The 24173-nt window shown below is 69.6% G+C and carries 24 protein-coding genes; 14 read left to right on the top strand and 10 right to left on the bottom strand.

What is annotated here, in order from left to right; all coding sequences use genetic code 11:
• Positions 1 to 122: 122 nt before the first annotated feature.
• The 4 genes from FB600_RS11210 to phbB all read right to left on the bottom strand — a co-directional run bounded on the left by FB600_RS11210 (position 123) and on the right by phbB (position 2232).
• A complete protein-coding gene (locus FB600_RS11210) occupies positions 123 to 347 on the bottom strand; it encodes a DUF2964 family protein (protein ID WP_046579139.1) in 225 nt (74 codons plus the stop codon).
• Positions 347 to 823: a universal stress protein gene (locus FB600_RS11205; protein WP_046579141.1), complete on the bottom strand. Its 477-nt coding sequence runs from the start codon at positions 821 to 823 to the stop codon at positions 347 to 349. The genes FB600_RS11210 and FB600_RS11205 overlap by 1 nt, the downstream gene beginning before the upstream one ends.
• A gap of 135 nt (positions 824 to 958) precedes the next feature.
• Complete coding sequence (locus tag FB600_RS11200; protein ID WP_046579142.1) at positions 959 to 1426, bottom strand: universal stress protein; 468 nt, start codon at positions 1424 to 1426, stop codon at positions 959 to 961.
• 56 nt (positions 1427 to 1482) lie between these two features.
• Complete coding sequence (gene phbB, locus FB600_RS11195; RefSeq protein ID WP_047835507.1) at positions 1483 to 2232, bottom strand: acetoacetyl-CoA reductase; 750 nt, start codon at positions 2230 to 2232, stop codon at positions 1483 to 1485.
• A gap of 237 nt (positions 2233 to 2469) precedes the next feature.
• Between phbB and FB600_RS11190 the strand changes: the two genes are divergently transcribed.
• The 3 genes from FB600_RS11190 to FB600_RS11180 all read left to right on the top strand — a co-directional run bounded on the left by FB600_RS11190 (position 2470) and on the right by FB600_RS11180 (position 5996).
• Entirely contained in the window at positions 2470 to 2970 is a 501-nt protein-coding gene (locus tag FB600_RS11190) for a universal stress protein (protein ID WP_096748837.1), read from the top strand.
• A gap of 499 nt (positions 2971 to 3469) precedes the next feature.
• Entirely contained in the window at positions 3470 to 4246 is a 777-nt protein-coding gene (gene fnr, locus FB600_RS11185; protein ID WP_098154005.1) for a fumarate/nitrate reduction transcriptional regulator Fnr, read from the top strand.
• A 253-nt stretch (positions 4247 to 4499) separates the two neighbouring features.
• The gene (locus FB600_RS11180; protein WP_145756815.1) at positions 4500 to 5996 is read left to right on the top strand and encodes a sigma-54 dependent transcriptional regulator; all 1497 of its coding nucleotides are present in this window, start codon (positions 4500 to 4502) and stop codon (positions 5994 to 5996) included.
• Positions 5997 to 6042: 46 nt separating this feature from the next.
• Here the strand turns inward: FB600_RS11180 and ftsH are convergent, their stop codons facing one another.
• Positions 6043 to 7920, bottom strand: coding sequence for an ATP-dependent zinc metalloprotease FtsH (gene ftsH, locus FB600_RS11175; protein ID WP_096748839.1), 1878 nt, complete (start codon positions 7918 to 7920; stop codon positions 6043 to 6045).
• A gap of 273 nt (positions 7921 to 8193) precedes the next feature.
• Between ftsH and FB600_RS11170 the strand changes: the two genes are divergently transcribed.
• The 6 genes from FB600_RS11170 to FB600_RS11145 are packed head-to-tail and all read left to right on the top strand — an operon-like array spanning position 8194 to position 14229.
• Positions 8194 to 8382 carry a DUF2964 family protein gene (locus FB600_RS11170; protein ID WP_046579152.1) on the top strand — a complete coding sequence of 63 codons (189 nt, stop codon included), beginning with the start codon at positions 8194 to 8196 and terminating at the stop codon, positions 8380 to 8382.
• Positions 8383 to 8407: 25 nt separating this feature from the next.
• A complete protein-coding gene (locus FB600_RS11165) occupies positions 8408 to 9544 on the top strand; it encodes an ABC transporter permease (RefSeq protein WP_096748840.1) in 1137 nt (378 codons plus the stop codon).
• Positions 9541 to 10245: an ABC transporter ATP-binding protein gene (locus FB600_RS11160; protein WP_227743050.1), complete on the top strand. Its 705-nt coding sequence runs from the start codon at positions 9541 to 9543 to the stop codon at positions 10243 to 10245. The genes FB600_RS11165 and FB600_RS11160 overlap by 4 nt, the downstream gene beginning before the upstream one ends.
• Positions 10242 to 11327, top strand: coding sequence for an HlyD family secretion protein (locus tag FB600_RS11155; RefSeq protein WP_096748842.1), 1086 nt, complete (start codon positions 10242 to 10244; stop codon positions 11325 to 11327). Before FB600_RS11160 ends, FB600_RS11155 begins: the two co-directional genes overlap by 4 nt.
• Entirely contained in the window at positions 11305 to 12795 is a 1491-nt protein-coding gene (locus tag FB600_RS11150; RefSeq protein ID WP_098154008.1) for an efflux transporter outer membrane subunit, read from the top strand. Before FB600_RS11155 ends, FB600_RS11150 begins: the two co-directional genes overlap by 23 nt.
• Positions 12796 to 12825: 30 nt before the next feature.
• The gene (locus tag FB600_RS11145; protein WP_145756816.1) at positions 12826 to 14229 is read left to right on the top strand and encodes an MBL fold metallo-hydrolase RNA specificity domain-containing protein; all 1404 of its coding nucleotides are present in this window, start codon (positions 12826 to 12828) and stop codon (positions 14227 to 14229) included.
• A 53-nt stretch (positions 14230 to 14282) separates the two neighbouring features.
• Here FB600_RS11145 and FB600_RS11140 read toward each other — a convergent pair whose 3' ends face one another.
• Positions 14283 to 15305, bottom strand: coding sequence for a bifunctional enoyl-CoA hydratase/phosphate acetyltransferase (locus FB600_RS11140; protein WP_145756817.1), 1023 nt, complete (start codon positions 15303 to 15305; stop codon positions 14283 to 14285).
• Complete coding sequence (locus FB600_RS11135; protein ID WP_145756854.1) at positions 15302 to 17188, bottom strand: PHA/PHB synthase family protein; 1887 nt, start codon at positions 17186 to 17188, stop codon at positions 15302 to 15304. The genes FB600_RS11140 and FB600_RS11135 overlap by 4 nt, the downstream gene beginning before the upstream one ends.
• Before the next feature lie 313 nt (positions 17189 to 17501).
• Here FB600_RS11135 and FB600_RS11130 point away from each other — a divergent pair, with 313 nt between their 5' ends.
• Together FB600_RS11130 and FB600_RS11125 are read left to right on the top strand one after the other, a co-directional pair.
• The gene (locus FB600_RS11130; protein ID WP_046579581.1) at positions 17502 to 18704 is read left to right on the top strand and encodes an acetate/propionate family kinase; all 1203 of its coding nucleotides are present in this window, start codon (positions 17502 to 17504) and stop codon (positions 18702 to 18704) included.
• Between the two features lie 153 nt (positions 18705 to 18857).
• A complete protein-coding gene (locus FB600_RS11125; RefSeq protein WP_096748845.1) occupies positions 18858 to 19691 on the top strand; it encodes a universal stress protein in 834 nt (277 codons plus the stop codon).
• 55 nt (positions 19692 to 19746) lie between these two features.
• Here the strand turns inward: FB600_RS11125 and FB600_RS11120 are convergent, their stop codons facing one another.
• Positions 19747 to 20202, bottom strand: a complete 456-nt coding sequence (locus FB600_RS11120) for a universal stress protein (protein ID WP_046579174.1) — start codon at positions 20200 to 20202, stop codon at positions 19747 to 19749.
• Between the two features lie 129 nt (positions 20203 to 20331).
• A complete protein-coding gene (locus FB600_RS11115; protein WP_046579175.1) occupies positions 20332 to 21324 on the bottom strand; it encodes a zinc-dependent alcohol dehydrogenase family protein in 993 nt (330 codons plus the stop codon).
• A 160-nt stretch (positions 21325 to 21484) separates the two neighbouring features.
• On the opposite strand from FB600_RS11115, the gene FB600_RS11110 reads away from it, so the two are divergent.
• Together FB600_RS11110 and FB600_RS11105 are read left to right on the top strand one after the other, a co-directional pair.
• Positions 21485 to 22486 carry an Acg family FMN-binding oxidoreductase gene (locus tag FB600_RS11110; RefSeq protein WP_105819963.1) on the top strand — a complete coding sequence of 334 codons (1002 nt, stop codon included), beginning with the start codon at positions 21485 to 21487 and terminating at the stop codon, positions 22484 to 22486.
• A 40-nt stretch (positions 22487 to 22526) separates the two neighbouring features.
• Positions 22527 to 22862 (top strand): c-type cytochrome, encoded by a 336-nt coding sequence (locus tag FB600_RS11105; RefSeq protein WP_013698082.1) that lies wholly within the window; start codon positions 22527 to 22529, stop codon positions 22860 to 22862.
• A 54-nt stretch (positions 22863 to 22916) separates the two neighbouring features.
• Here FB600_RS11105 and FB600_RS11100 read toward each other — a convergent pair whose 3' ends face one another.
• Complete coding sequence (locus tag FB600_RS11100; RefSeq protein ID WP_013698081.1) at positions 22917 to 23156, bottom strand: hypothetical protein; 240 nt, start codon at positions 23154 to 23156, stop codon at positions 22917 to 22919.
• A 255-nt stretch (positions 23157 to 23411) separates the two neighbouring features.
• Here FB600_RS11100 and FB600_RS11095 point away from each other — a divergent pair, with 255 nt between their 5' ends.
• The gene (locus FB600_RS11095; protein ID WP_047835492.1) at positions 23412 to 24065 is read left to right on the top strand and encodes a nitroreductase family protein; all 654 of its coding nucleotides are present in this window, start codon (positions 23412 to 23414) and stop codon (positions 24063 to 24065) included.
• The last annotated feature ends 108 nt before the right edge of the window (positions 24066 to 24173 follow it).

The raw sequence follows: 24173 nt of genomic DNA, 5'->3' as shown, positions 1-24173 counted from the left end.
GACGTGAGTCAATCGTCCGCGCGGGATGGCGACGCCCACCGCCCTTGCGTCACACGCCACCGGTACGGCACCATGGCCGGCCCGGCCCGGCCCGGCCGCGACGCGAGACCCCGGTTCGCGCATCAGTCGCGCCGCCGCGGCGTGAGATTGAGCGACACGATCGCCGCCGTGATGCCGCCCACGAGCAGGACGCCGCCGCTCAGCCACTCGGCAAAGCTGCCATAGAGCAAGCCGTCGAGCAGCAGACCCAGCCCGGCCAGCGACACGAACACGGCGAACGTGGCGCAGACGATCGGGGTACGGCCCGTCGGCCGGCCGCGCGCGCCGTTGTCGATCAGGCGCCTCATCACCTGCCCGCGGGTTGGGTTCGATCGTCGCGCGCGGCGCGCGTGACGATCACCGGCAGCCTGGACGTCCTGACGAAACGCTCGGCCACGCTGCCCAGCACCGCGCGTGACAGCCCGCGCCGGCCGTGGGTACCCAGCACCACGAGATCCACGCCGAGCGTATCCGCCTGGCGTTGCAGGCATGAAGGCACGTCCTCGCCGATATCGTGCGTCTCGATCGCGATCACCTCGCCGTCGATACCGGCTTCGCGCATCGCGGCTTGGGACAGCGCGAGGATGTCGTGACCCGCCTTGCGCAGCGCCGCCAGCAATCCGGCCGGGTCGTCGCATCCCGCGTAGAGGAATATCTGCGCCTTGTCGATCACATGGACGGCAAGCAGCCGCCCCCTGGTCAGCCGGGCCATGCGAATCGCTTCCTCGAGCGCGCGCATGGAGCACTCGCTGCCGTCCACTGCCGTCATGATGGTGCGATACATGGTTCCCCCGTTCTCGGTTCGGATACGGCGCGGCATCGGCGAAGTTCCGCCAATCCCCTGCCGCCTTGCCTGATCATGAACAGCAAGGCCACCGGGCACTTGACGCGGGTCAACGAGCCGTCGACGCGCCAGCCCTCATCCGGTCGAGCCGCACAGCCCTGCCGGCAGCCGCACCAGCAGCACGGGGCATCCGGCGGTGCGCATCAACTGCTCCGCCACGCTACCCAGCCAGTGTCGATGGAGCCCATGCGTTCCGCGCGTTCCCGCCACGATCAGATCCGCGCCCTGCTCGGCGGCGACCCGCACGATGGTGGCGGCCACGCCGTCGCCGCACGAATCCACCGCGCGTGCGACGCAAGGCACGTCATAGGTGGCGCAGATGTTGCGCGCACGTTCCAGCGCGCGCGCCACGACCTGCGGCCCGGGCCGTCCAGTGTCCACTTCGGCGAAGGGCAGACCGGGGTCGACGGGTGACGCGGCGCGCTCGACCACGCTGATCGCGAGCAGGCTTGCCTTGGCCAGCGAGGCAATCATGAACGCCTCGTTGAATGCGAATTCGGAACTGGGGCTGCCGTCGAGCGCGGTCAGGATCAGCGAATACATGGACGATCTCCCTGCGTCATCGGATGCCGGCGTGGATGCATCTCGATGCGGTGTGCTCATTGCATCTGCATGCCGCCGTTGATCGCGATCTCGGCGCCGGTGATGAAAGCCGCATCCTCGGAGCAGAGGAAGGCGACCAGGGCGGCCACCTCCTCGGGCTTGCCCAGGCGCCCCACCGGAATCTGCGGCAGGATGCGGGTCTCCAGCACCTCCCTGGAAATGGCCTCGACCATCGCGGTCGCCAGATAGCCGGGAGCCACGGTGTTGACCGTGACGCCATGCCTGGCCACCTCGCGCGCCAGCGCCATCGTGAAACCATGGACACCGGCCTTCGCCGCCGAATAGTTGGTCTGCCCGAAGGCGCCGCGCATGCCGTTGACGGAGCCGACGTTGATCACGCGCCCGAATCCGCGCGACACCATCTCACCGATGAACGGCTTCGTGACGTTGAACATGCCGTCGAGGTCGGTATGCATCACCTCGTCCCATTCGGGCTTGGTCATCTTCGAGAAACTCGCATCGCGCGTGATGCCGGCATTGTTGACCAGCACGTCGACGTGCCCGAAGGCATCGTTGACCTCCCGGGCACAACGCTGGCAGGAATCGTAGTCGCTCACGTCGAGCTCGAAGGCGCGATACACGCGTCCCGCGGCGCGCTCGGTACTCAGCCAGGTCGCGACGTGATCGTTGTGGGACGAATACGACATCGCCACCATGAAACCGGCCTCGTTCAATTTCCGGCTGATCGCACTGCCCAGCCCACCCATGCCGCCTGTCACGAAGGCGATGCGTTCATTGCTGTGCATCTCGTCCCCCTGATTCACCCTGTTTCGGAAAGGCCGACTCTAGGCCGCGCCGGCGGCTAGCCCTTGATCGGAGTCAAGCGGCATTCGCGATGCGAAAACCGCCCGGTGCACGCCATGGTGATTGATTTGCATCAGTCGACAGATGTCGCGCGCTTCTAGACTTCCGCACGAAGGCGTCATATCGCGCCCTCGCCGCGCGCCCTCGCCAGCGGCAATCGCCTCTACAAGGACTGCGCAATGTACTCGGATATCCTGGTTGCCCTGGACGCGAGCAAAGCGGCATCCCACGCACTCGACGCGGCGCTGGCGATCGCGCGCGAAACGCATGCCGTGCTCCATCCGGTACACGTCGTCGAGATCCCGGCCTACGCCTTCGAGATCCCGGACTTCGACCCTTCCCTGATGACCTGCGCGGCACGGCGCGCGGGGGAACGGATCCTCGAAGGCGCAAGGACGCGGATGGCGCGGCAGGGGGTCAGCGGCTCGACCCGGCTGGTGTGCACCGTATCGCCCTCCGACGATGTCGTCACGCGCTTGTTGACGATGGCCCGGCAGCTCCATGCCGATCTGATCGTGATGGGTACCCAGGGGCGGCACGGACTAAGCCGCCTGATGGTGGGCAGCATCGCCGAAGGCGTGCTGCACGGCGCAGAGTGCCCGGTGCTGGTGATTCCCGCACGCTGCGACGTCTACATGCCACTCGACGCCCCCCATCAGGCCGCAACGGTCGGACGCTGAAGCCGCCGGTGCCGGCGGTCGCGATCGCGCGAGGCGGTCCGTCGACCTGCCGGGTCGGCCAGCACGGCGCTTCGCCTACCGGCCTGGCATGCAATCGACGACGCCCGGCGGCGTTTCGCGTCTCGGTACGCATTTCTATTGATAGGAATATTGATAGGAAGATAGTCCGCCCACCCGCCGGCTGGCCACGACGGACATCGCGGCCGGCTTCCTCGCATCCTCGCCCGCCCCTCGAATGCGGAACAGCCCTCGCCCGGTCTGTAGGAAAGCGCCTACAACCCTTCCCCGCTTCCTACCGCGCCTTCAATCATTCCCGATTTCTATCGGATGCGCCGTGATCGATACTCTGCGCTGTCGACACCGGCCAAGGGATCGGGTGCCTTCTCCTGAGCTTGCGTACGAGCCGGCCAGGCGTGCCGAGCTAGCAGGCACCGCGTCTCGTGGGTGATCGACGCGCCTCGACAGCGCAACGGCTTTGCCAGCCGCCCCACCGGAGAACATGATGTCAGACCGCGTAGAAACGAGTGCGCATGCGTATGCCGCGGCGCCAATCCTGCCCGCCGTCCAGTCTCGGCACGAATTCCCCAAGCGCGGCGAGGCACGTTGTTCCGCCTGCGCGCTGCGCCCCGTATGCATGCCGCCCAGACTGACGCCACACGAACTGGAACGGCTCGACTCCCTGGTCTGCACGACTCGCCTGGTTCGGCGCGGCAAGACGCTGTACCGCGCGGGAGACCCGTTTCGCAGCATCTACGCGGTGCGAACCGGCTCGTTCAAGACCCTCGTCACGCACCGCGACGGCCACGAGCAGATCATCGGCTTCCAGATCATCGGCGAGACGCTGGGCCTGGACGGCATTCATGCCGGCCAGCAAAACTGCGACGCCGTCGCGCTCGAGGACAGCACCGTGTGCATCATCCCCTTCGATCGGCTCGACCAGATCTGCCACGAGGTCAGGACGCTGCAGCAGCACGTGTATCACATGCTGAGCGGCGAGATCGTCAGGGAATCGTCCCTGATGCTCCTGCTTGGCACGATGACGGCCGAGCAGCGGGTCGCCGCGTTCCTGCTGAACCTGTCCGAACGATTCAGCGCGCGCGGCTATTCGTCGGCGGAATTCCATCTGCGCATGAGCCGCGACGAGATCGGCAGCTATCTCGGGCTCAAGCTCGAAACCGTCAGCCGCATGTTCTCGCGATTCCAGCGGGCCGGCATCGTCGCGGCGAACGGCAAGCAGGTTCACATCGTCGATTCGGACAGGCTGCGCGAGATCTGATGCGCGACGCGCCTTACCCACTCCCGTGCGCTATGCCGCTGGACGGCGGCAAAGGCAGCCGCGCGCTGCTGGATCTCAGGGTGACGCTTGACGTGAGTCAAGCGTGAAAACGCAACGCGCTGGGAACATGAGGCGGCCAACATGCTGCATGCGCGGTGCTTCCCGCAGCGCACGCGCCCAGCCGGCCGAGCACCGCGAACGCACCGTACGCGGGTTCGCTGTCCGATCTCCAGCCGCCAAGAACTCGACCGTCATGCTGACTGAATCGCGACATCTGATTTACTGGACCAAGCATCCCGAATCCTCGATCGTGCAGTGTTTCACCGCGCGAGGCTGGCAGGTGGACGTGGTCGATTCGGCCCGCCGCGCCGAGCGCGCCGCCTCACGCGGCTGCGCGGCCGGGCTGGTCGACCTGTCCCGAGGCGTCGGCGCCGCCGATGCCTCCGCGATGGAGGACTGCCTGCGCCTGCCGCATGTCGGCTGGATCGCCGCGACGCGGCGCGGCCAACTGCAGGACCCCGCGCTGCGCGAGATGGTGCGCGACTATTGCTTCGACTACGTCACCCTGCCCTGGGAACCCGAACGGATCGTCGAGGCGGCCGGCCACGCCTACGGCATGGCGAAGCTGAGCGCGCTGCCGGCCGCCGTGCGAGCCGATCCCGCCGAGGACAACATGATCGGCGAATGCGATGCCATGCGGAACCTGTATCGCACGATTCGCAAGCTCGCCCTGAACGACGCGCCCGTGTTCATCTCGGGGGAATCGGGCACCGGCAAGGAATTGACCGCGATGGCGATCCACCGCCGCTCCCCACGCGCGACGGCTCCGTTCGTCGCCGTCAATTGCGGCGCGATTCCTCACCAGTTGATGCTCTCGGAACTGTTCGGCCACGAACGCGGCGCATTCACCGGCGCGCATCGCCGTAAAATCGGCCGGGTCGAGGCGGCACACGGCGGCACCCTGTTTCTCGACGAAATCGGCGACATGCCGATGGAGAGCCAGGCCAGCCTGCTGCGCTTCCTGCAGGGCCGGCAGATCGAGCGCCTGGGCGGGCACGAGCCGATTTCCGTCGACGTGCGCGTGATCTGCGCCACCCACGTCGACATGTGCGCGGCGCTCGCTCGCGGCACGTTTCGCGAGGATCTCTATCATCGGCTCTGCGTGCTGCGGGTCGAGCAACCGCCGCTCAGGGAGCGCGGCGCGGACATCGAAACCATCGCGCGCTACGTGCTCGAACGCCACATGGGTGAATCACGCAGGCGCAGGCTCGACTTCGCGGCGGACGCGATCACCGCGCTTCACGCCTACGATTGGCCCGGCAACGTGCGCGAGCTGATCAATCGCGTGCGGCGGGCCGTGGTGATGTGCGAGGGGCGCCGCATCACGGCCGCCGACCTCGAACTGACGGACCATGTCCAGTCCGCGCCGGTATCGCTCAACGCCGCGCGCATGGCCGCCGAGCGACAGGCGATCGCCACCGCCCTGCTGCGCCACCACGGCTGTTTCGGCACGGCGGCTCGCGAACTCGGCATCTCGCGCGTCACGCTCTACCGTCGGCTGCGTGCGCACGGCATGCATGAAGCCATCGATGCCGAAGAGCCGGCGCCCGAGCCGCCATCGCCTCGATACCTTGCACCCGGCACCGCTGAAGCACGGCCCGCCGGGCGCGCGGCGGCCGGCCCCGGCGAGCCCGAGACGCGCTCCCTGTCACGCGCGAGCGCCAATCGAGGCGAGGCGGCGGCGTCCTAGCGATCGCGCGGCCGGCGCGCCCGCCTGCCGCGGCTTCTCCGGCTTCTCAGGAAGGCGCCGGCGCATCGCGCATGTCGCTCGCTTGCACCGCGGGCGCGATCAAGGCGGTCAGCGCCTCGCGGTCGATCGACTCCTGTCGCAACAGGCATTGCGCGATGCGCTCCAGGGCCTCGCGATTGCCGGCCAGCGTCGCCACCACTCGCGCATGCGCTTCCTGCAGCAGCTTGCGCACCTCGTCGTCGATCATGCGCGCCGTATGTTCGCTGCATCGGCCATCGCCCGGTTTGTACACATCCGGCACCATCGGGCGCGCCGCGCCGTCCTCGAAGCTCGCCAGCCCGACCCGTTCGCTCATGCCGTACTGCATCACCATATGCCTGGCCGTCGCGGTCGCGCGCTCGAGATCGTTCTGCGCGCCGGTCGACACGTCGCCGAACACGATCTCCTCGGCCACCCGCCCTCCCAGCAGGGCATCGAGCCGGTCGAGCAGCTCGCTCCTGCGCAGCAGGTAGCGGTCCTCGGTAGGCACCTGCTGCGTGTAGCCGAGCGAGGCGATACCGCGTGGAATGATCGACACCTTCTTGACCGGGTCGCAGCTCGCGCGGGTTTCCGCAATCAGCGCATGTCCCGACTCGTGGTAGGCGATGATCCGCTTCTCCTGCTCGTTCATCACGCGGCTCTTGCGCTGCGCACCGGTCATGGCGCGGTCGATTGCCTCGTCGAAATCCGCCATGCCGATCGCCGCATTGCCGAGTTCGGCGGCATGCAACGCGGCCTCGTTCACGACGTTGGCGAGGTCCGCACCGACGAAACCGGGCGTGCGCGAGGCCAGCTCGGCGAGATCGACGTCGGCGGCCAGCTTCACGTGCCGGGTGTGGACCGCGAGGATCTGCCGGCGGCCGGCCAGGTCCGGACGATCGATCGCGATATGGCGGTCGAAGCGGCCCGGGCGCAGCAGGGCGGGGTCGAGGATTTCCGGACGGTTGGTGGCCGCCAGGATGATCACGCCGGAATTGGCGCGAAAGCCGTCCATCTCGACCAGCAACTGGTTGAGCGTCTGCTCGCGTTCGTCGTTGCCGCTCACCAGCCCCACGCCGCGCACCTTGCCCAGCGCGTCGAGTTCGTCGATGAACACGATGCAGGGCGCGGCCTGCTGGGCCTGTTCGAACAGATCGCGCACGCGGGCCGCGCCGACCCCGACGAACATCTCGACGAAAGCCGAGCCGCTGATGGTGAAGAAGGGCACGTCCGCCTCGCCGGCGACCGCGCGCGCGAGCAAGGTCTTGCCGGTGCCCGGCGCGCCGACGATCAGCACGCCCTTCGGGATCTTGCCGCCGAGCCGCTGATATCGCTGCGGATCGCGCAGGAATGCCACGATCTGCTGCAGTTCCGCCTTCGCCTCGTCGATCCCGGCGATATCGTCGAAGCCGATGCCGGTTTCCTGCTGGAGATAGACACGCGCCTGGCTCCTGCCCATGCCGTTCAGGTCGCGCAACCCGCCCGGCCTGCGCAGCAGCATGCCCCAGAGCAGCAGGCTGGCCGCCGGCAGGGCCCAGATCGCGACGGTGCCGAGCCAGCCCGAGTCGGCCGTGCCGCGGTAGCGGATGCCGGCAGCCGCCAGCCTGTCGATCAGACGATCGTCGGCGACGCGATGGGTGGTGAAGCGCCCCGTCGCCCCGTCGCGCTCGAGGGCGAGCGCGGCGGACGCGGGCAGGCGCGCCGCGGCGGCCGGCATGCGCAGCGCGCCGTCGATCGAGGACGGACCGATCTCGAGATCGTCGACCAGGCGCGCGTCCGCCAGTTGCCGGAAATCACTGTATGCGATCGATATCACCGGGGACTGCCAGGACAGAAGCCGGACCACGATCAAGCCGACGAGGCCGATCGCGACCAGCCAGCCGGTGGTGCTGAAGATTTTTCCCATGGCGTCGAATCCGTCCGGCCCGCATGAGCGCCAGCATCGGCGACGAGCAGCCGGCGCGCTTGACGCGGATCAACGAGTGTCGTCGGCTTGCCGCCACTGCGCCGGCGCAGCGGCGACGCGTGTGGGTCTGGATCGCCGTTGACGCAAATCAACGGGCCACTCGGCCCCGGCACCATCATGAGGCCGAATCCCGTGACAACCGCCGCCGGCGAGCACCGGTGGCCCTACCGGCCCCGGTCCGAGCGACCGGGGCCGCTTTCTGGAGTCGGCGCCATGATCCGCAAGCCCTATCGAGTCACCCTGGCCACGCTGTGCGCGCTGCTGGCACTGGCATCGCTTGTCGCGATGCTGGACGGCATGCTGTTCGACGAGCGGGTGTTCCGCTTCGCCCTCGTCACGCTGATGACGGCCATCCTGAGCTTCGCGGCCCTGCTCGCTCCGGCCGCCGACGCGCGCGACTGACGCGCGCGGCGCCGCGCGAGAGATCATGAACGGCCTGCTGCGGCTCGCCTTCAGGCTGCTGGTCAACGACAGCGCGAAATTCACTGCGCTGACGATCGGCATCACCTTCTCGGTGCTGCTGATGATCGAGATGACCTCGCTGTTCGCCGGTATCCTGAACAAGGCCTCGGCGTCGGTCATCAATATCGGCGCGAAGGTCTGGGTGATGGACCCCGCCGTGCAGACCATCGCCAGCAGCATCGGCATGCCCGACTACGTGCTCGCGGCGGTGCGCAGCGTCGACGGCGTCAAGTACGCGGTGCCGCTCTATTCGGGCGCCGCGCTGGTCCGGCTGCGCTCGGGCGCCTACCAGCCGGTCAGCGTGATCGGCCTGGACGACACCAGCCTGCTGGGCAGCCCGACCATGTCGAGCGGACGCATCGAGGACATCTACGCGGAGAACGGCTTCATCGCGATCGACGACACGGAGTTCCGCAAGCTCGGGACCCCGACGATCGGCACCGACTTCGAGCTCAACGACCATCGCGGCGTGATCGTCGGCATCGCGAAGGTGGCCGCGAGCGGCCTGTTCGGCACGCCCACGCTGTACACCACTTATGCGCGTGCGATCCAGTACATCCCCTCGCCCCGCTTCACGATCTCCTACATCCTGGTGGAGCCGAAGCGCGCTGCGGATATCCCGCGCATCCAGGCCGCCGTGCGCTCGCTCGGCTACCTGGCCTATACGCGCGAGGAGTTCATCGCGCAGATCGCGCGCTTCTACAAATACCAGACCGGGCTGGGCACCAATATCCTGCTGATGACGGTGATCAGCTTCATCATCGGGCTGTCGATCTCCGGCCAGACCTTCTACGCGTTCATCCTCGAGAACCTCGACAAGTTCGGCGCCCTGAAGGCGATCGGCGCGAAAAACCGTGATCTGGTCACCATGATCCTGTTCCAGTCGGCCTTCACCGCGCTGACCGGCTACGGCATCGGGGTCGGCCTGTGCGTGCTGCTGATCAGCCTGGCGAAACTGCAGATTCCAGGCTATGCCGCGCTGCTCACCTACGGCAATCTCCTGCTGGCCGCCGGCATGGTGGTCGTGATCGCGGCGACCTCGAGCTACCTCGGCGTGCGACGCGTGTTGCGCATCGAACCGTTCGATATCTTCCGGAACTGAGCATGAGCGAGCTCGCGATCGACGCACGCGGCCTGGGCAAGGGGTTCGGCTCGGGCGAGACGCGTACCCGGGCGCTCGACGGCGTGTCGATGCAGGCCCGCTTCGGGGAGATGCTGCTGATCGTGGGGCCGTCGGGCAGCGGCAAGACCACGCTGCTCAGCGTGATCTCCGGCATCCTGCGCCCCGATGCCGGCTCGGTATCGATCGACGGCGTGGACCTCTGGGCGCTCGGCAAGGACCGGATCGCGGAGTTCCGGCTGCACCGGATCGGCTTCGTATTCCAGGACTATCACCTGTTCCCCAGGCTGAGCACGGCGGAAAACGTCGCGATCCCGCTGATCCTCAAGCGGCTGCCGTGGGACCAGGCGATGCGCGAGGCATGCGCGCAACTGGAGGTGGTCGGGCTCGGCAATCGTGCGCGGATGCCCCCGGCCAAGCTCTCGGGCGGCGAACAGCAGCGGGTGGCGATCGCGCGCGCCATCGTCGGCCGGCCGGACCTGCTGATCCTCGACGAGCCGACCGCCTCGCTCGACGGCGACACCGGAAAGATGATCATCGACTTCGTCAAGCACAAGGTGTTGAGTCCGACGCGCTGCATCGTGGTCGTCACGCATGATGCGCGCATCTTCGAGTATGCGGACCGCATCCTGCGCATGGAAGACGGCAAGCTGCGCGAACTCGGGACGGGAGAAACGGCATGAAGCACAAGCTGGTTTTTCTTGCCGCCCTGCTCGGCCTGCTGGCCGCCCTGGGCGCGGCCTGGTTCTACAGTCGCCGGGAACCGCCGCAGTCGCCGGTGTTCGAGCCGGCCGCGAATCCCTACGCCCGCGGCGTATATGCCAACGGCATCGTGGAAAGCGAACAGCCCGCCGGGGCGAACCTGAACCTGTATCCGGACGTGTCGGGAGCGGTCACGCGCGTATTCGTGCGGGACGGCGATCCGGTCAGGGCCGGCGAGCCCCTGCTGACCATCGACGATTCGGTGCAGCGCGCCACCGTCGCCCAACTCGCGGCACAGGCCGACGCGGCGCAGGCGCTGCTCGCCGAACTGAAGGCGCAGCCGCGCCCCGAGGTACTGGCCCTGGCGGCCGCCCAGGCCGCGGCCGCCCGCGCCAGCCTCAAGCTGAGCCAGGACCAGTACGACAAGCAACGTCGCGCCTACCAGATCGACCCGCGGGCCGTCAGCCGGGATGCGCTCGATACCGCCTCGAACTCCGTGCAGGTCGCCGCCGGCAACCTGGAGGTCGTCAACCGGCAGTATCAGCTCACGCGTGCCGGCGCCTGGCATTACGACGTGCTCAACCAGCAGGCCCAGCTCGCGGCATTGCGCAGCGCCGCGGCCGCGGCCCAGGCGCTGCTCGCGCGCTATACCCTGCGCGCGCCCGCCGACGGCGTGGTGCTGGCGATGAATGTCGCGGTCGGCGCCTACCTGAGCCCGCAGGGCATCCACGACACCTACTCGCAAGGCAACGTGCCGGCCGCCGTGCTCGGCGCCGCGTCCGGACGCCTGCAGGTGCGCTGCTACATCGACGAGATCCTGATCCACCAGCTTGCCGATCTGCATGCTTTGAAGGCCCGCATGTTCGTGCGCGGCAGTCGCGAGCAGGCCGACCTCGAGTTCATCCGCGTGCAGCCCTACGTCACGCCGAAGATCGAACTGTCCAACCAGCGCACCGAGCGGGTCGACGTGCGCGTGCTGCCGGTCATCTTCCGTATCGTGACGGGCCCGAACATGCGCCTCTTTCCTGGACAGATCGTCGATGTCTACGTTGCCGCACGATAAGCAGCGCGTCCGGCCCAGGCTGCCTGGAAGGCTCGGCCGCGCGCCGGCGATCGCCGCCCTGCTGGCCGGATGCACGGTCGGCCCCGATTTCGTCGCGCCGTCCCCGCCGCAGGTGTCGCGCTACCTGCCGCCCACGGCCGAGGCCGCGAACGCGCCGGCATGGCGCGGCGACGGGCGCACCCAGTTCCTGTCCGAGGCGAAGCCGATGAGGCGCGACTGGTGGAGCGGCTTCGCGAGCCGGGAAATCGACTCGGCCGTCGCCGATGCGCTGACCGGCAGCCCGACGCTCGAAGGCGCGCAGGCGACGCTGCGGCGCAGCCAACACGCGCTGCTGGCCGGCCAGGGCATTTTCTTCCCGCAGGCCGACGCGCAGGCCGGCGCCTCGCGACAGCGCTACGCGCCCTTGCAAACCGGGCAGCCGCTGCCGGCCACGATCTTCAACCTGTTCACGCTCACGGCGGCCGTCAGCTACACCTTCGACCTGTGGGGCGGCCAGCGGCGCCTGGTGGAAGCCCTGGCGGCCGACGTGGATGCGCGGCGTGCCGCGCTCGCCGCGGCCTACCTGATGCTGAGCGCCAACGTGGTCAACACGATGATCGCGCGCGCGGCTTATCACGACGCGGCGGCCACCACCCGCGACATGCTCGCCCTGCTCGACGAGCAGATCCGTCTCACGCGGATCCAGGCGACGGCCGGCGTGACGACCGAAGGCGCGGTGGTAGCGCTTCAGTCGCAACGGGCCTCGCTGGCGGCCACGCTGCCCGCGATCGATCTCGGGCATGGCCAGGCGGACGACCTGCTCGCCTTGCTGGCCGGGCGTCATCCCGCCGAGTGGCGCGCGCCGGAACTGAGGCTGGAAGCCATCACCCTGCCCGCCGAACTCCCGGCCACGGTGCCCTCCTCCCTGGCACGCCGACGGCCCGACATCCAACAGGCCGAGGCCGAACTGCATATCGCCAGCGCCCAGGTCGGGACCGCGACGGCGGCGCTGTATCCCGAGCTCACGCTGTCGGCATCGGGCTCGTTCGACGGCGCCTCGGCCAGCAGGCTGTTCTCGCCGGCCGGCCGTGCCTGGGGCATCGGCGCCGGCTTGAGCGCGCCGCTGTTTCGCGGCGGCACGCTCTGGAACCAGCGGCGCGCCGCCCAGGATGCGCTCGCGCTGGCCGACGCGAACTACCGACAGGTCGTGCTGAAGGCCTTCTCCCAGGTGGCCGACAGCCTGCGCGCGCTGGCCGGGGACGCGCAGGCCGTGGATGCACGCGCCGACGCGATGACGGCCTCGCGCACCACGCTGCGGCTCGCGCAGGTGGGTCTGGACAGCGGCGTCGGCAGCGACCTGCAAGTGCTGGCCGCCGATCTGCAATACCGCCAGGCGCGTCTTGCATGGCTGCAGGCGGTGGCGCAGCGGCTGCAGGACACGGTGGCGTTCTATGTCGCGCTCGGTGGCGGCTGGACCGATGCGCGCTGATGGATATCGTGACTTTGGACGAGGCGCGCGATGAAACTGAGCTTTCTTGGTGCAACCGAAACGGTGACCGGCTCGAAGTACCTGGTCGAGCATGGCGGGCAGCGCCTGCTGGTCGACTGCGGGCTCTTCCAGGGCCCGAAGAACCTGCGCCTGCGAAACTGGAGCGCGCTGCCGGTCGCGCCGGACAACCTGCATGCCGTGGTATTGACCCACGCACATCTCGACCATTGCGGCTACCTTCCGGTGCTGGTTCGGGAGGGATATCGCGGGCCCGTGTACTGCACGCCGGCAAGCATGGAGCTCTGCGAAATCATGCTGCGCGACAGCGCGCGGCTGCAGGAGGAGCAGGCCGATTTCGCCAACCGGCATGGGTTCTCCAAGCACCGGCAGGCGCTGCCGCTCTACACGGTCGACGATGCGCAGCGCGCCCTGCGCCTGCTCACGCCGCGCGGCTTCGACGAATGCTTCACGCTCGCCGGCGGGATTTCGCTGCGCCTGCTGCCGGCCGGGCATATCCTCGGCGCGGCCAGCGTGGTGGTGCATTGGGATCACCAGGTACTGGCCTTCTCAGGCGACCTCGGCCGATACCATGATCCGATCATGCGCGCGCCGACGCCCCCGGTCCACGCGGATTACCTGGTGGTCGAATCGACCTACGGCGACCGCCTGCACCCCGCCGCCGATCCCGAGCCGGCACTGGCCGAGGTGTTCGCCAGGACCTTCGCGCGCGGCGGCGTGGTGGTCATCCCCTGCTTCACCGTCGGGCGCGCGCAGGCGATCCTGCTGCATATCGCGCGCCTGAGGATATCGGGCCGCATGGCCCGCGTGCCGGTCTTCCTCGACAGCCCGATGGCCTGCGACGTGACCGATATCTATCGCCATCACATCCTGGAACATCGGCTCACCATGTCGGAGGCGCAGGCGCTCGGCCAGGCCGCGATCATGACGCGCACCGTGGAGCAGTCCAAGCGCATCGCCGAGCAGCAAGGGCCGATGGTGATCATCGCCGGTAGCGGCATGGCAACCGGCGGGCGCGTGCTGCATCATCTGAGCCGCTATGCTCCCGATGCGCGCAACACGATCGTGCTGGTGGGCCACCAGGCGGCCGGCACGCGCGGCGCGGCCCTGGCCGACGGCTCGCCGACCCTGAAGATTCACGGCGAATACGTGCGCATCCATGCCCACGTCGAGTCGATCGAGACCCTGTCCGCCCATGCCGACTACGAGGAACTGCTGCGCTGGATGGGCTCGCTGCAGCGCGCGCCGTCGCACACCTTCGTCACGCACGGCGAGCCGGCCGCCGCCGATGCCCTGCGGCGGCGCATCGAGGAGCGCCTGCACTGGCCATGCGAGGTGCCGACCTATCGGCAATGCGTCGATCTCGACGCCTCGGCCGTGCAAGGCACGGCGCCGCCGGCGATCTCCCGCGCCTGATGGAGCCGGCGGCACGGACGAGGCGCCGTTCCCCGCGCCGGCGAGCCTGCCTGTCAGGGCAGCCCCGGCGCTGGCGCGTCGCCGGGCGCCGTCGGCGAGCGGGGCGCGGCCTGCGCCAGGCACATCGCCAGCGCGCAGGAGGCGATCCTGACGGCACTGCCGTCGGCGCGGCTGGTGAGCACGATCGGCACGCGCGCGCCCAGCACGATGCCGGCGCTGGCAGCCCCGCCCAGGTACTCGAGCTGCTTGGCCAGCAGGTTGCCGGCCTCGATGTCCGGGACCACCAGCACCTCGGCACGTCCGGCCACCGCCGAATCAATGCCCTTGTCGCGCGCGGCCCGCCTCGAGACGGCGTTGTCGAAGGCCAGCGGGCCGTCGACGATCGCCCCGACGATCTGGCCGCGCTCGGCCATTTTCGCCAGCGCCGCGGCGTCGAGCGTGGAACGCATCGCCGGATTCACCGTCTCGATCGCACTCAGCACGGCCACGCGCGGGCAAGGCAGGCCGAGCGCATGGGCGAGATCGACCGCGTTCTGCGTGATCGCGGCCTTCTGGGCGAGATCCGGCGCGATGTTGACCGCCGCGTCGGTCAGGATGAACGGGCGCGCGTAGGCCGGGGATTCGATCAGGAAGCAATGGGAGATGCGCTTGTCGGTGCGCAGGCCCGAGCCGCTCGCCACCACCGCGCTCATCAGTTCATCGGTGTGCAGACTGCCCTTCATGATCGCGCCGACGCGGCCGGTGGCGGCGAGTTCGACCGCCCGTGCGGCCGCGGCATGGCTGTGCGGCACCTCCTCGAGCGGCCAGCGGCTCGTCTCGATGCCGGCCTGCGCGGCCACCCGTGCCAGCCGGGCGCGCGGCGCGACGATCACCGGCTCGAGCAGCGCACCCAGGGGCGAATCGTGGATCGCGGCGAGCGCGGCGAGGCTGACCGCGTCACAGGGATGCGCGACCGCGATCGCGAGCGGCGCCAGGCGCCGAGCGCGCTCGACCAGCGGCGGCAGTCCGCCCTCGCGCGGCAACAGGCCGGGCAGGCGCGCGCCGCCGGGCGGCTCGGAACCTCGCTCGGCACTCATGTCTCGAGCACATAGCGGCCCGGCGCCGCGGCGAGGCCGGGATCGTTCGCGCGCGCATCCACCTCGCCCGACGAGCGCGCGCGCAACCAGTCGCGCCAGCATGTCCACCACGAACCGTCCACCACCGGGGTCTGCGCGAGGAAGTCGTGCCGGCTGCGGTAGGCGGCGCCCGGCTCGCGCGTCGCGCAGCGATAGTGGCGTCCCGCGTGGCCCGGCTCCGAGACGATGCCGGCATTGTGGCCGCCGGCGGTGAGCACGAAGGTCAGCGCGTTGTGCGTGAGCAGATGCAGCCGGTAGACGGATCGCCAGGGCGAGACGTGATCGCGCTCGGTGCCGACCACGAAGGCCGGCACCTCGATATCCGACAGCGCCACCGGCCGGCCGTCGACGCTGTAGCGCCCGGCGGCGAGATCGTTGTCGAGAAACAGTTGCCTGAGGTACTCCGAATGCATGCGGTACGGCATGCGGGTGCTGTCGGCGTTCCACGACATCAGGTCATTGGGCTTGGTGCGCTTGCCGAGCAGGTATTCGCTCATCATGCGTGACCAGATCAGATCGCGCGCATTGAGCAACTGGAAGGCGGCGGACATCTGGGAGCCGTCCAGATAGCCCTGCCGCCACATCAGGGCGTCCAGCGCGGATAGCTCGCTGGCATCGATGAACAGGCCGAGTTCCCCGGGCTCGCTGAAATCGGTCTGGGCGGCCAGCAGGCTGACCGAGCGCAGCATCCCGTGCTGGCGCCCGTCGCGGGCCAGCGCCGCCGCGCCGATCGCCAACAGCGTGCCGCCCAGGCAGTACCCGACCGCATGCACGGCCTGCCCGCACCGCGCTCGCACGAACTCGAGCGCGGCCAGGCAGCCGTCATGCAGATAATCGTCGAGTCCGAGCTCGCGCGACTCCGCCCCCGGATTGCGCCACGACAGCACGAACACCGTGTAGCCGGCCTCGACCAGGAAGCGGATCAGCGAATTGTGCGGTTGCAGGTCGAGGATGTAGTACTTCATGATCCAGGACGGCACGATCAGGATCGGCTCGCGCGCCACACGCGCCGTGGCGGCATCGTATTGAATCAGTTCGCACAGTGCGTTGTGCCACACCACCCGGCCGGGCGTGAGCGCCACCTCGCGCCCGGGCAGATAGGCGGGCGCCGCGCCCCCGCGCGCGCGGCAGGCGTGATCGCACCAGGTATCCAGGTCGTCCATCCAATGGTGCAGGCCCGCCGCGAGATTGGCGCCGCCGCTGCGCAGGGTCGCCTCCAGCACGAGCGGATTGGTGGGAATGAAATTGGCGGGACAACAGGCATCGAGCCATTGCCTGGCCAGGAAGCCGACCAGTTCCTCGTGGTGCCGCTCCACGCCCGGCACGCCGCTGGTGGCATCACGCCACCAGTGCTCGACCGCCAGAAAGCCTTCGCGATAGCCGCGAAACGGCCAGGACGACCATGCCGGATGGGAAAAACGCGGATCGGCCTGGGCCGCGGGCGGCGGCCGAGCCGCCGCCTCGACGCTTGCCTCGGGCGCCGCCGCGTCCGCTGCCTGCCAGGGGCGCATCGCCAGCTCGGTGCATTTGCCCGGCGACATCGCCAGATGCGCGCCCCAGTCGATCACCGCCAGGGCCATCGAGATCGGCGACAGCCCCAGGGTGATCGCCGCCACGTTCGCCCTGGCGATGCGGTCCCATTGCTCGGCCGCCGTGGCGGGGGGCCGTGCCAAGCCGCGGGGGAAGGCTCGCCGCGCGACCGGGCGCGCTGCCCCCTGAGGCGACCCCGCGGCGGGTCCGACAGGACCGCCGGGCGCCCCGCGCGCCTGACGCCCAGGGGCGACGCGTCCGCCGTGCGCGGCCTGCAGGCCCTGCGCCGAACTGGTCAATACGGGGTGCTTCATCATGGTTCCTGTGTCGATCCGATCCGCCGCCGGGCCCGGAGCTGGTCGCTTGCCCCCCGGCATGGGCGACTGTGCGATCGCCGCGGGATCACGCCGTTGACTTGAGTCAAGCGCGTGGCGCGGTGCCTTCCTAGACTGGGCCACACCGAACCAGGCACCGTCGCGGGAGCATCGCCGATGAACCACCGAAACAGGCAGCCGCGCCGTGCCGCGCATGGGTATCGCGAGCGCGGCCATCGCGCCGCCGCCCGCGCGCGATGCAACGGCACCGAAGCGGGCCGCCGCGGCCCACGCGAGCGGCACTGAGGCGCCCATGCGGACCCTCTCGCTGCTCGTCATCAATACCGGCTCGTCGAGCCTGAAGTTCGCCGTGTTCGCCTATCCGCCGCACGGCGAGCCCGAGCGTCGGCCCCTGCATCGCGGCGAGGCATGGGATGCCGGAGGCGGCATGTCGATCCGCTTCGACGACGAGCCCGCCCGGCCGCTGCCGCCGCATGGCGGCGAGGATCCCTACCGCGCCGTGCTCGCGCAGGTGGTCGCCTGGATCCGCGAGCGCCTGCCGCGCATCGCGCTGTGCGCCATCGCCCACCGGGTGGTGCACGGCGGCGCGCATTTCGGCGAGCCCGTGATGCTCGACGCGCGCGTGCTGGACGCGCTGCGCGCGCTCACGCCGCTGGCCCCCGTGCACCAGCCCCACAGCCTGGACGCGATCGACGTGCTGGGCGAGGCGTTCCCGGGCCTCGCGCATGTCGCGGTATTCGACACCGCGTTCCATCGCAGCATGCCGCGCGTCGAGCAATGGCTGCCACTGCCGCATGCCTGGTTCGAGCAGGGCCTGCGTCGCTATGGATTCCATGGGCTGTCCTACGAATACCTGAGCATCGCGCTGGAGGAATCGTTCGGCGAGCGCGCCCGCGCCCGCGTGATCGCCGCGCACCTCGGCAGCGGCGCCAGCCTCTGTGCCCTGCGCGAGGGACGCAGCATCGCCACCACCATGGGCTTCTCCGCATTGGACGGACTGATGATGGGCAGCCGATGCGGAACCCTGGACCCCGGCGCGATCCTCCATCTGCTCGAGCTCGGGCGGATGTCGGGCGAGGCGCTCGGCCGTCTCCTGTATCACGAATCCGGCCTGCTGGGCGTCTCGGGCACCTCCGGCGACCCGCGCGTGCTGCTCGAGCGCGAAGCGGCCGGCGACGGCCTGGCACACGACGCGCTGGCGCTGTATGTCCACCGCATCGTGCGCGAGGCCGGCGCGCTCTGCGCCCTGCTCGGCGGCCTCGACCTGCTGGTCTTCACCGCCGGCGTCGGCGAGGGTTGCGCGATCCTGCGCGAACGCATCTGCACCGCCCTGGGCTGGCTCGGCATCGAACTCGACGGACCCGCGAACGCGCGCCACGCCCATGTCGTGTCCTCGGCATCGAGCGCGGTCACCGTGGTGGTCGAGCCGGCCAACGAAGCCTGGATCGTGGCCCGCGACGCCGCGCGCCTGCTGCGTGCGGCCCGCCGCGATTGATCCACGTCAGTGCCCTCGCCGCCGCGGCGGCGATGATGGACGACAGCCGGCCCAGCAAGGCCGCGGCCTCGGTCGGCGCCTGCCGCCGCGGCCGTCGCGCGGACCAGTCGGGCGCGCCGCGCCGGGCCCGGCACCCACCGACAAGGAGCCGTCATGAGCTATCGCACCCTGCTCGTCCACCTCGACGACAGCCCACGCTGCCGTGTTCGCACCGATCTCGCGCTCGACCTCGCGCGGCGCTGGGATGCCCATCTGATCGGCCTCTACGTGGTCTGCCAGGATCTGCTGGAACCGCTGCGCCGGCCCGGGGAACCGCTCGAGCTCGGCGTTCACGAACGGCTGACCGAACAACGGCGCAAGGCGGCCGAGCAGCAGTTCCTGAAGGCCGCTGAAGCCGCGGGTCGCGCCGTCGAATGGCAGGCGCCCGCCGGCGCGCCCAGCCATACCGTGATCCGGCATGCGCGCCATGCCGACCTGCTGCTGCTCGGCCAGGAGGATCCGGACGATCGCCTGAGCCATGTCGCGGCCCATTTCATCGAGGACGTGGTGATGGGAGCGGGACGTCCCGCAATCGTGGTGCCCCGCGCCGGCAGGGTATCGAGCTGCGGCGAGAACGTGCTGATCGGCTGGGACGGCAGCCGAGAGGCCGCCCGCGCCCTGGCCGACGCGCTGCCGCTGCTCGCGCACGCGAAACTGGTCGACGTGGTGACGGTCGAATCCCGCCATTCCGATCCCGACCGCACGCCGGCCGGCGTGGACGTCGCCGCGTATCTGGAGCGCCACCAGGTGCGCGCCGCCTTCTCGACGGTGCCGCGCGAACGCGCTGCCGGCGCCGGCGAGACCCTGCTGGATCGCGCCACCGAATTGCATGCCGATCTGCTGGTGATGGGTTTGTACAGCCATACCCGCATGCACGAGCGCATGCTCGGCGGCGTGACGCGCACGGTGCTGGGCAAGATGAGCATCCCGGTGCTGCTCTCGCATTGAAGCGCGCACGGCGGGCCGCGCGCGTCCCGCCGTGCGCCGCGGCCTCGCGAATCGTTCAACGATCCCGCGCCTCGCGCACCACCAGTACCGGCCGCCGTGCCGAGCGCAGCAGCGATTCGGCGACGCTGCCCAGCCAGAACCTGCGCATGCCGCGCCGTCCGTGCGTGCCCATCACGATCAGATCGGCATTGCATTCGATGGCCGCCCGCACGAGCACCGCGGACACGTCCTCGCCGCCCGCCTCGATCGCCTGAGCCGTGCCGCGTACCCCGGCGCGCCGCAGTGCCGCCTCGGCGTCGGCCACCACCCTCGCCGCGCGCTCCGATACGCGGCCTGACGGCTCGAGCTCATCGGCATATCCGCTGTCGAAATCCAGCAGCCTCGGCGCGTCCGGTACCACGTAGCGGGCATCGATCGTGCCGCCCGAGATGCGGGCAAGGTCGATCGCCCGGTCCAGCGCGCGCCGCGCGCCGTCGCTGTCGTCCAGTGCCGCGAAGATGCGTTGGTACATGGCGCGTTCCCCGCCCGGTTCCGATCGGGCCACTGTGAGGCCGGGTTGCCGCATGCCCTTGACCAGGGTCAAGCCGGGATCGCGACCTCCGGAAAAACCGGGCAGCGGCCGAGCGTCGCCGCGCATCGGTCAGGCACGCACGCGCAGCACCGCGGCGCCCGACACCCGGCCATGGCGCAGATCGTCGAGCGCGCGATTGGCATCGCTCAGTGCATAGGGCACCGCCTGCACCTGCAGCGGAATCGCGCCGGCGATCCGCATGAACGCGAGCGCATCGGCGCGCGTCAGGTTGGCGACCGAGGCGACACGGCGCTCGCCCCATAACCACGCGTAGGGAAAGGCGGGAATATCGCTCATGTGGATGCCGCCGCACACCACGATCCCGCCCTTCTCGATCGAGCGAAGCGCGACGGGGATCAAGGCGCCGACCGGCGCGAAGATCAACGCGGCATCGAGCGGCTCCGGCGGCGCTTCGTCGCTGCCGCCCGCCCAGACCGCGCCGAGCGACAAGGCAAGCCGCTGCGCAGGTAGGTCGCCCGGGCTGGTGAGGGCGAACACCCGCCGGCCTTCGGCCCGGGCGATCTGCGCGACCAGGTGCGCGGCGGCGCCAAACCCGTAGATCCCGATGCGTCGCGCGTCGCCGGCCATGCGCAGGCTGCGGTAGCCGATCAGGCCGGCGCAGAGCAGCGGCGCGGCCGCCAGGTCGGAATAGCGCGGCGGCAGATGCACGCAATATCGATGGTCGGCAACGGCACGTTCCGCGTAGCCGCCGTCGATGGTGTAGCCGGTGAAGCCCGGCCTGTCGCACAGGTTTTCCCGGCCGGAACGGCAATACGGGCAGTTGCCGCAGGTGTGGCCGAGCCATGGCACGCCCACCCGATCGCCCGGCGCGAACCCCGTCACGCCCTCGCCCAGCGCGCTGACGGTGCCGACGATTTCGTGCCCGGGGATCAACGGCCGTTTCGGGGCGGCCAACTCGCCGTCCAGGATGTGGAGATCGGTCCGGCATACGCCGCAGGCACGCACATCCAGCAGCAACTGCCCCGGCGCCGGCCGTGGATCCGGCACCTGCGTCTCGCGCAGACTTCGCGTCCCATCACCCTCGAAACTCATCGCAAGCATGTCGGCCTCCCCCTGCCCTCGTCGAATTCAAGCGTAGACGGCAACGACCGAACCCGTATCCCACTCGACCACGTGCTTGACATGAGTCAATCGCGATGCGATGCCCGCTGACAGGATGTGATGGCATCGCGCCGCCGGCCGGCGCCCTGGAGATCATCGAATGACATACCTTGCTCCCTCCGCCGCCAATGCCCGCCTGGACAGCCAATTGGGCCTGCTCCTGCGCTACGCGACGATGGCGCCGTCGAGCCACAATTCGCAGCCCTGGCGCTTCATCGTCGACCGGAACACGATCTCGGTGTGCGCCGACCGGATGCGCGCGCTGGCCGTGATCGATCCGTACGACCGCGAACTGATCATCAGTTGCGGCGCGGCCTTGCTCAACCTGCGCGTCGCGCTCAGTCACGCCGGGCTGGCCCACACCATCAGCACCTTTCCGTCCGAGGCCGATCCCGACCTGCTCGCGCTGATCCGCGTGTGCAACGACGGCTTCATCGACAACGACCTCGCCACGCTGGTCGATGCCATTGCGAAACGGGTCACGACGCGCTCCCCATTCGAAGGCACGGCCGTGCCGCCCGCGCTGCAGCACGCGCTGGTGGCGGCCGTCATCGCGGAGGGCGCCGGCGCACTCGCCGTGGATTCCGTCGCGGATCGCATGCGCATCGCCGAACTGGTCGCCGAAGCCGATCGCCAGCAGTTCCACGATCCCCGTTTCCGTCGCGAGCTGGCCAGCTGGATCGACCCGCGCCGCCATCTCGACGGCATGCCGGCGTTCGCGGCGGGAGTGCCCGCCCTGCTCGACTTCAGCGCGCCGCTCGTCACCAGCGCGGTGCGCACCTTCGACCTCGGCAATGGACTGGCCGCGCTGCACCATCAATTGGTCGAAGCCTCGCCGCTGATCGTCTGCATCAGCACCGCCGGCGACGACCGCGAGGCCTGGCTGGTCGCCGGCCAGGCCCTGGAGCGGATGCTGCTGGTCGCGACGAGCGCCGGCTATACGGCGTCCTACCTGAATCAACCGATCGAGACGAGCGGGCCGCGCGACTCGCTGCGCCGCATGCTGGCCTTGCGCGGCACGCCGCAGCTGCTGCTGCGCATCGGCCGTGGCCCGCATACGCCGCACTCGCCGCGGCGCCCGCTCACCGACGTGGTGTCGTAGTCGAGGCCCGCGCCTGCCCTCATTCGACCGGATCGCCGCCATGCACCTCGCGCCTCTCCTCACTTTCGCCTTGGCGATCGCGCTCGCGCGAACGAGCGCCGCCCAGACCTCGGTGCCCGAGCCGACCGCGCTGGTCGACGCGCAGCACTGCATGTTCTGCCATACACCGGACATGCCTTTCCTCGCCCCGTCCTTTCATCAGATTGCCGAACGATACCGGGACGTACCGCGGGCCGAGGAGCAACTGGCGATCAAGCTGCGCCTTGGGGGGCGCGCGCACTGGGGAGACACGCCGATGCCGCCGGCCGGCGAGCGCGGCGGCCCGCTCTCGCGCGAGCAGGCGCACCAGTTGGTTCGCTGGGTGCTGAGCCAGTGAGCGCGGTGTCCGTGCCCTTGCCGGCACAGCCGCGCATCCCGGCCGCGCGCGCCGTCATGTCGTGAAGGTATTCGCCTTTCTCATCTCGACCCAGATCATGCCGGTGCGCAATCCCTCGATGGCGGCATCGCGCTCCGTGGGATGGCAGGTGCTGTGCGTGAAGGTGTGCTCGCACACGCCGCTCGGCAGCTCGAGCTTCACATGGGTTCGGCAACGATACCCGCCGGCATCCGCGGCAACCGTCTCGATCGCCACGGTCCAGTCTGCATGATGCAGTTCTCCTGAGAGCGTCATCGAACCTCCTTTGCGGTAACGGAAAACATGGACCTGCTGCGCGCCCTTCGGTGAGTGGCGCCGACGCTGCGAGCAGATTGTGCTCGCGCGGGCAAGCTCACCTATGACTCAAGTCAATCCATGCAGGCCGTGCACGCCGGGCATCCCGCGACTCTCGATTGATGGAGGTCAAGCGCCGGCCGGGCCGCCGGCTTATCGTCCCATCAGCGCCGTTCCATGTCGGGTCGACGGCGGCGTCGCCAAGGAGAATCGGAGATGGAACGGCAGTTGTTGACTTATACGCCCACGGCCCCGGCACGGCCGGCGGCCCTCCAGGAAACGCCGCCGGCGGTCATCGACCTGCCGCGCCCCTCCCTCGATGGCGGGGTGCCGCTGATGGCGGCGCTGGCGGCTCGCTCGAGCTGCCGGTCCTTCGCCATCGAGGCGCTGCCGCCGGCCTCGCTCGGCGCGATGCTGTGGGCCGCCGACGGCGTCAACCGTCCCGGCGGCGCGGGCCGCACCGCGCCGTCGGCATATGGGGTCGATGCGATCGACCTTTACGTGACCTTGCCTGGCGGCGTGTATCGCTATGAGCCTCTCTCGCATCGCCTTCTGCTCAAGCACGCGGTGGACGCCCGCAACCTGACGGGCTACCAGGATTTCGTGGGGCGGGCCCCGCTGGACCTGGTCTACGTGGTCCGCACCGCCGCGCTGCCGGGCATGCCGCCGTCGCAGCGCGATATCTTCGCGGCCGTGGAGGCCGGCGCCATCGCCCAGAACGTGTCGCTCTACTGCGCCGCGGCCGGCTTGGGATCGGTGGTGCGCGGCTGGATCAATCATCGAGCGCTGGCCGAGGCGCTGAGCCTGAACGAGGACGAATTGCCGATCCTCGCGCAGACCATCGGCTTCCCCGGCCATGTCGCGGGCTAGCCCGCCCGGGCAGGATCGGGGCAGGCCAGACAGCTGCCGGGGCCAAGCACCGACGACGCCCACCACCTGACGAGGCCGGCGTGCCGGGGCCGGCGCGCCGGCCCCGCT

Origin of the sequence: Burkholderia sp. SJZ089 (assembly GCF_007828315.1) — a bacterium.
Lineage (GTDB): Bacteria > Pseudomonadota > Gammaproteobacteria > Burkholderiales > Burkholderiaceae > Burkholderia > Burkholderia gladioli.
Note: the sequence above shows the minus strand (reverse complement) of the source record. Positions and strands in the feature narration are given on the sequence as shown.

Excerpts from the sequence above, each read along its gene's own strand:
- FB600_RS11190 (WP_096748837.1), top strand. The coding sequence starts at position 2,470 with ATGTACTCGGATATCCTGGTTGCCCTGGACGCGAGCAAAGCGGCATCC.
- FB600_RS11165 (WP_096748840.1), top strand. The coding sequence starts at position 8,408 with ATGAACGGCCTGCTGCGGCTCGCCTTCAGGCTGCTGGTCAACGACAGC.
- ftsH (WP_096748839.1), bottom strand. The coding sequence starts at position 7,920 with ATGGGAAAAATCTTCAGCACCACCGGCTGGCTGGTCGCGATCGGCCTC.
- FB600_RS11100 (WP_013698081.1), bottom strand. The coding sequence starts at position 23,156 with ATGACGCTCTCAGGAGAACTGCATCATGCAGACTGGACCGTGGCGATC.
- FB600_RS11095 (WP_047835492.1), top strand. The coding sequence starts at position 23,412 with ATGGAACGGCAGTTGTTGACTTATACGCCCACGGCCCCGGCACGGCCG.
- FB600_RS11145 (WP_145756816.1), top strand. The coding sequence starts at position 12,826 with ATGAAACTGAGCTTTCTTGGTGCAACCGAAACGGTGACCGGCTCGAAG.
- FB600_RS11155 (WP_096748842.1), top strand. The coding sequence starts at position 10,242 with ATGAAGCACAAGCTGGTTTTTCTTGCCGCCCTGCTCGGCCTGCTGGCC.
- FB600_RS11115 (WP_046579175.1), bottom strand. The coding sequence starts at position 21,324 with ATGCTTGCGATGAGTTTCGAGGGTGATGGGACGCGAAGTCTGCGCGAG.
- FB600_RS11170 (WP_046579152.1), top strand. The coding sequence starts at position 8,194 with ATGATCCGCAAGCCCTATCGAGTCACCCTGGCCACGCTGTGCGCGCTG.
- FB600_RS11210 (WP_046579139.1), bottom strand. The coding sequence starts at position 347 with ATGAGGCGCCTGATCGACAACGGCGCGCGCGGCCGGCCGACGGGCCGT.
- FB600_RS11140 (WP_145756817.1), bottom strand. The coding sequence starts at position 15,305 with ATGAGTGCCGAGCGAGGTTCCGAGCCGCCCGGCGGCGCGCGCCTGCCC.
- FB600_RS11120 (WP_046579174.1), bottom strand. The coding sequence starts at position 20,202 with ATGTACCAACGCATCTTCGCGGCACTGGACGACAGCGACGGCGCGCGG.
- fnr (WP_098154005.1), top strand. The coding sequence starts at position 3,470 with ATGATGTCAGACCGCGTAGAAACGAGTGCGCATGCGTATGCCGCGGCG.
- FB600_RS11200 (WP_046579142.1), bottom strand. The coding sequence starts at position 1,426 with ATGTATTCGCTGATCCTGACCGCGCTCGACGGCAGCCCCAGTTCCGAA.
- FB600_RS11130 (WP_046579581.1), top strand. The coding sequence starts at position 17,502 with ATGCGGACCCTCTCGCTGCTCGTCATCAATACCGGCTCGTCGAGCCTG.
- FB600_RS11180 (WP_145756815.1), top strand. The coding sequence starts at position 4,500 with ATGCTGACTGAATCGCGACATCTGATTTACTGGACCAAGCATCCCGAA.
- FB600_RS11105 (WP_013698082.1), top strand. The coding sequence starts at position 22,527 with ATGCACCTCGCGCCTCTCCTCACTTTCGCCTTGGCGATCGCGCTCGCG.
- FB600_RS11205 (WP_046579141.1), bottom strand. The coding sequence starts at position 823 with ATGTATCGCACCATCATGACGGCAGTGGACGGCAGCGAGTGCTCCATG.
- FB600_RS11125 (WP_096748845.1), top strand. The coding sequence starts at position 18,858 with ATGAGCTATCGCACCCTGCTCGTCCACCTCGACGACAGCCCACGCTGC.
- phbB (WP_047835507.1), bottom strand. The coding sequence starts at position 2,232 with ATGCACAGCAATGAACGCATCGCCTTCGTGACAGGCGGCATGGGTGGG.
- FB600_RS11110 (WP_105819963.1), top strand. The coding sequence starts at position 21,485 with ATGACATACCTTGCTCCCTCCGCCGCCAATGCCCGCCTGGACAGCCAA.
- FB600_RS11135 (WP_145756854.1), bottom strand. The coding sequence starts at position 17,188 with ATGAAGCACCCCGTATTGACCAGTTCGGCGCAGGGCCTGCAGGCCGCG.
- FB600_RS11150 (WP_098154008.1), top strand. The coding sequence starts at position 11,305 with ATGTCTACGTTGCCGCACGATAAGCAGCGCGTCCGGCCCAGGCTGCCT.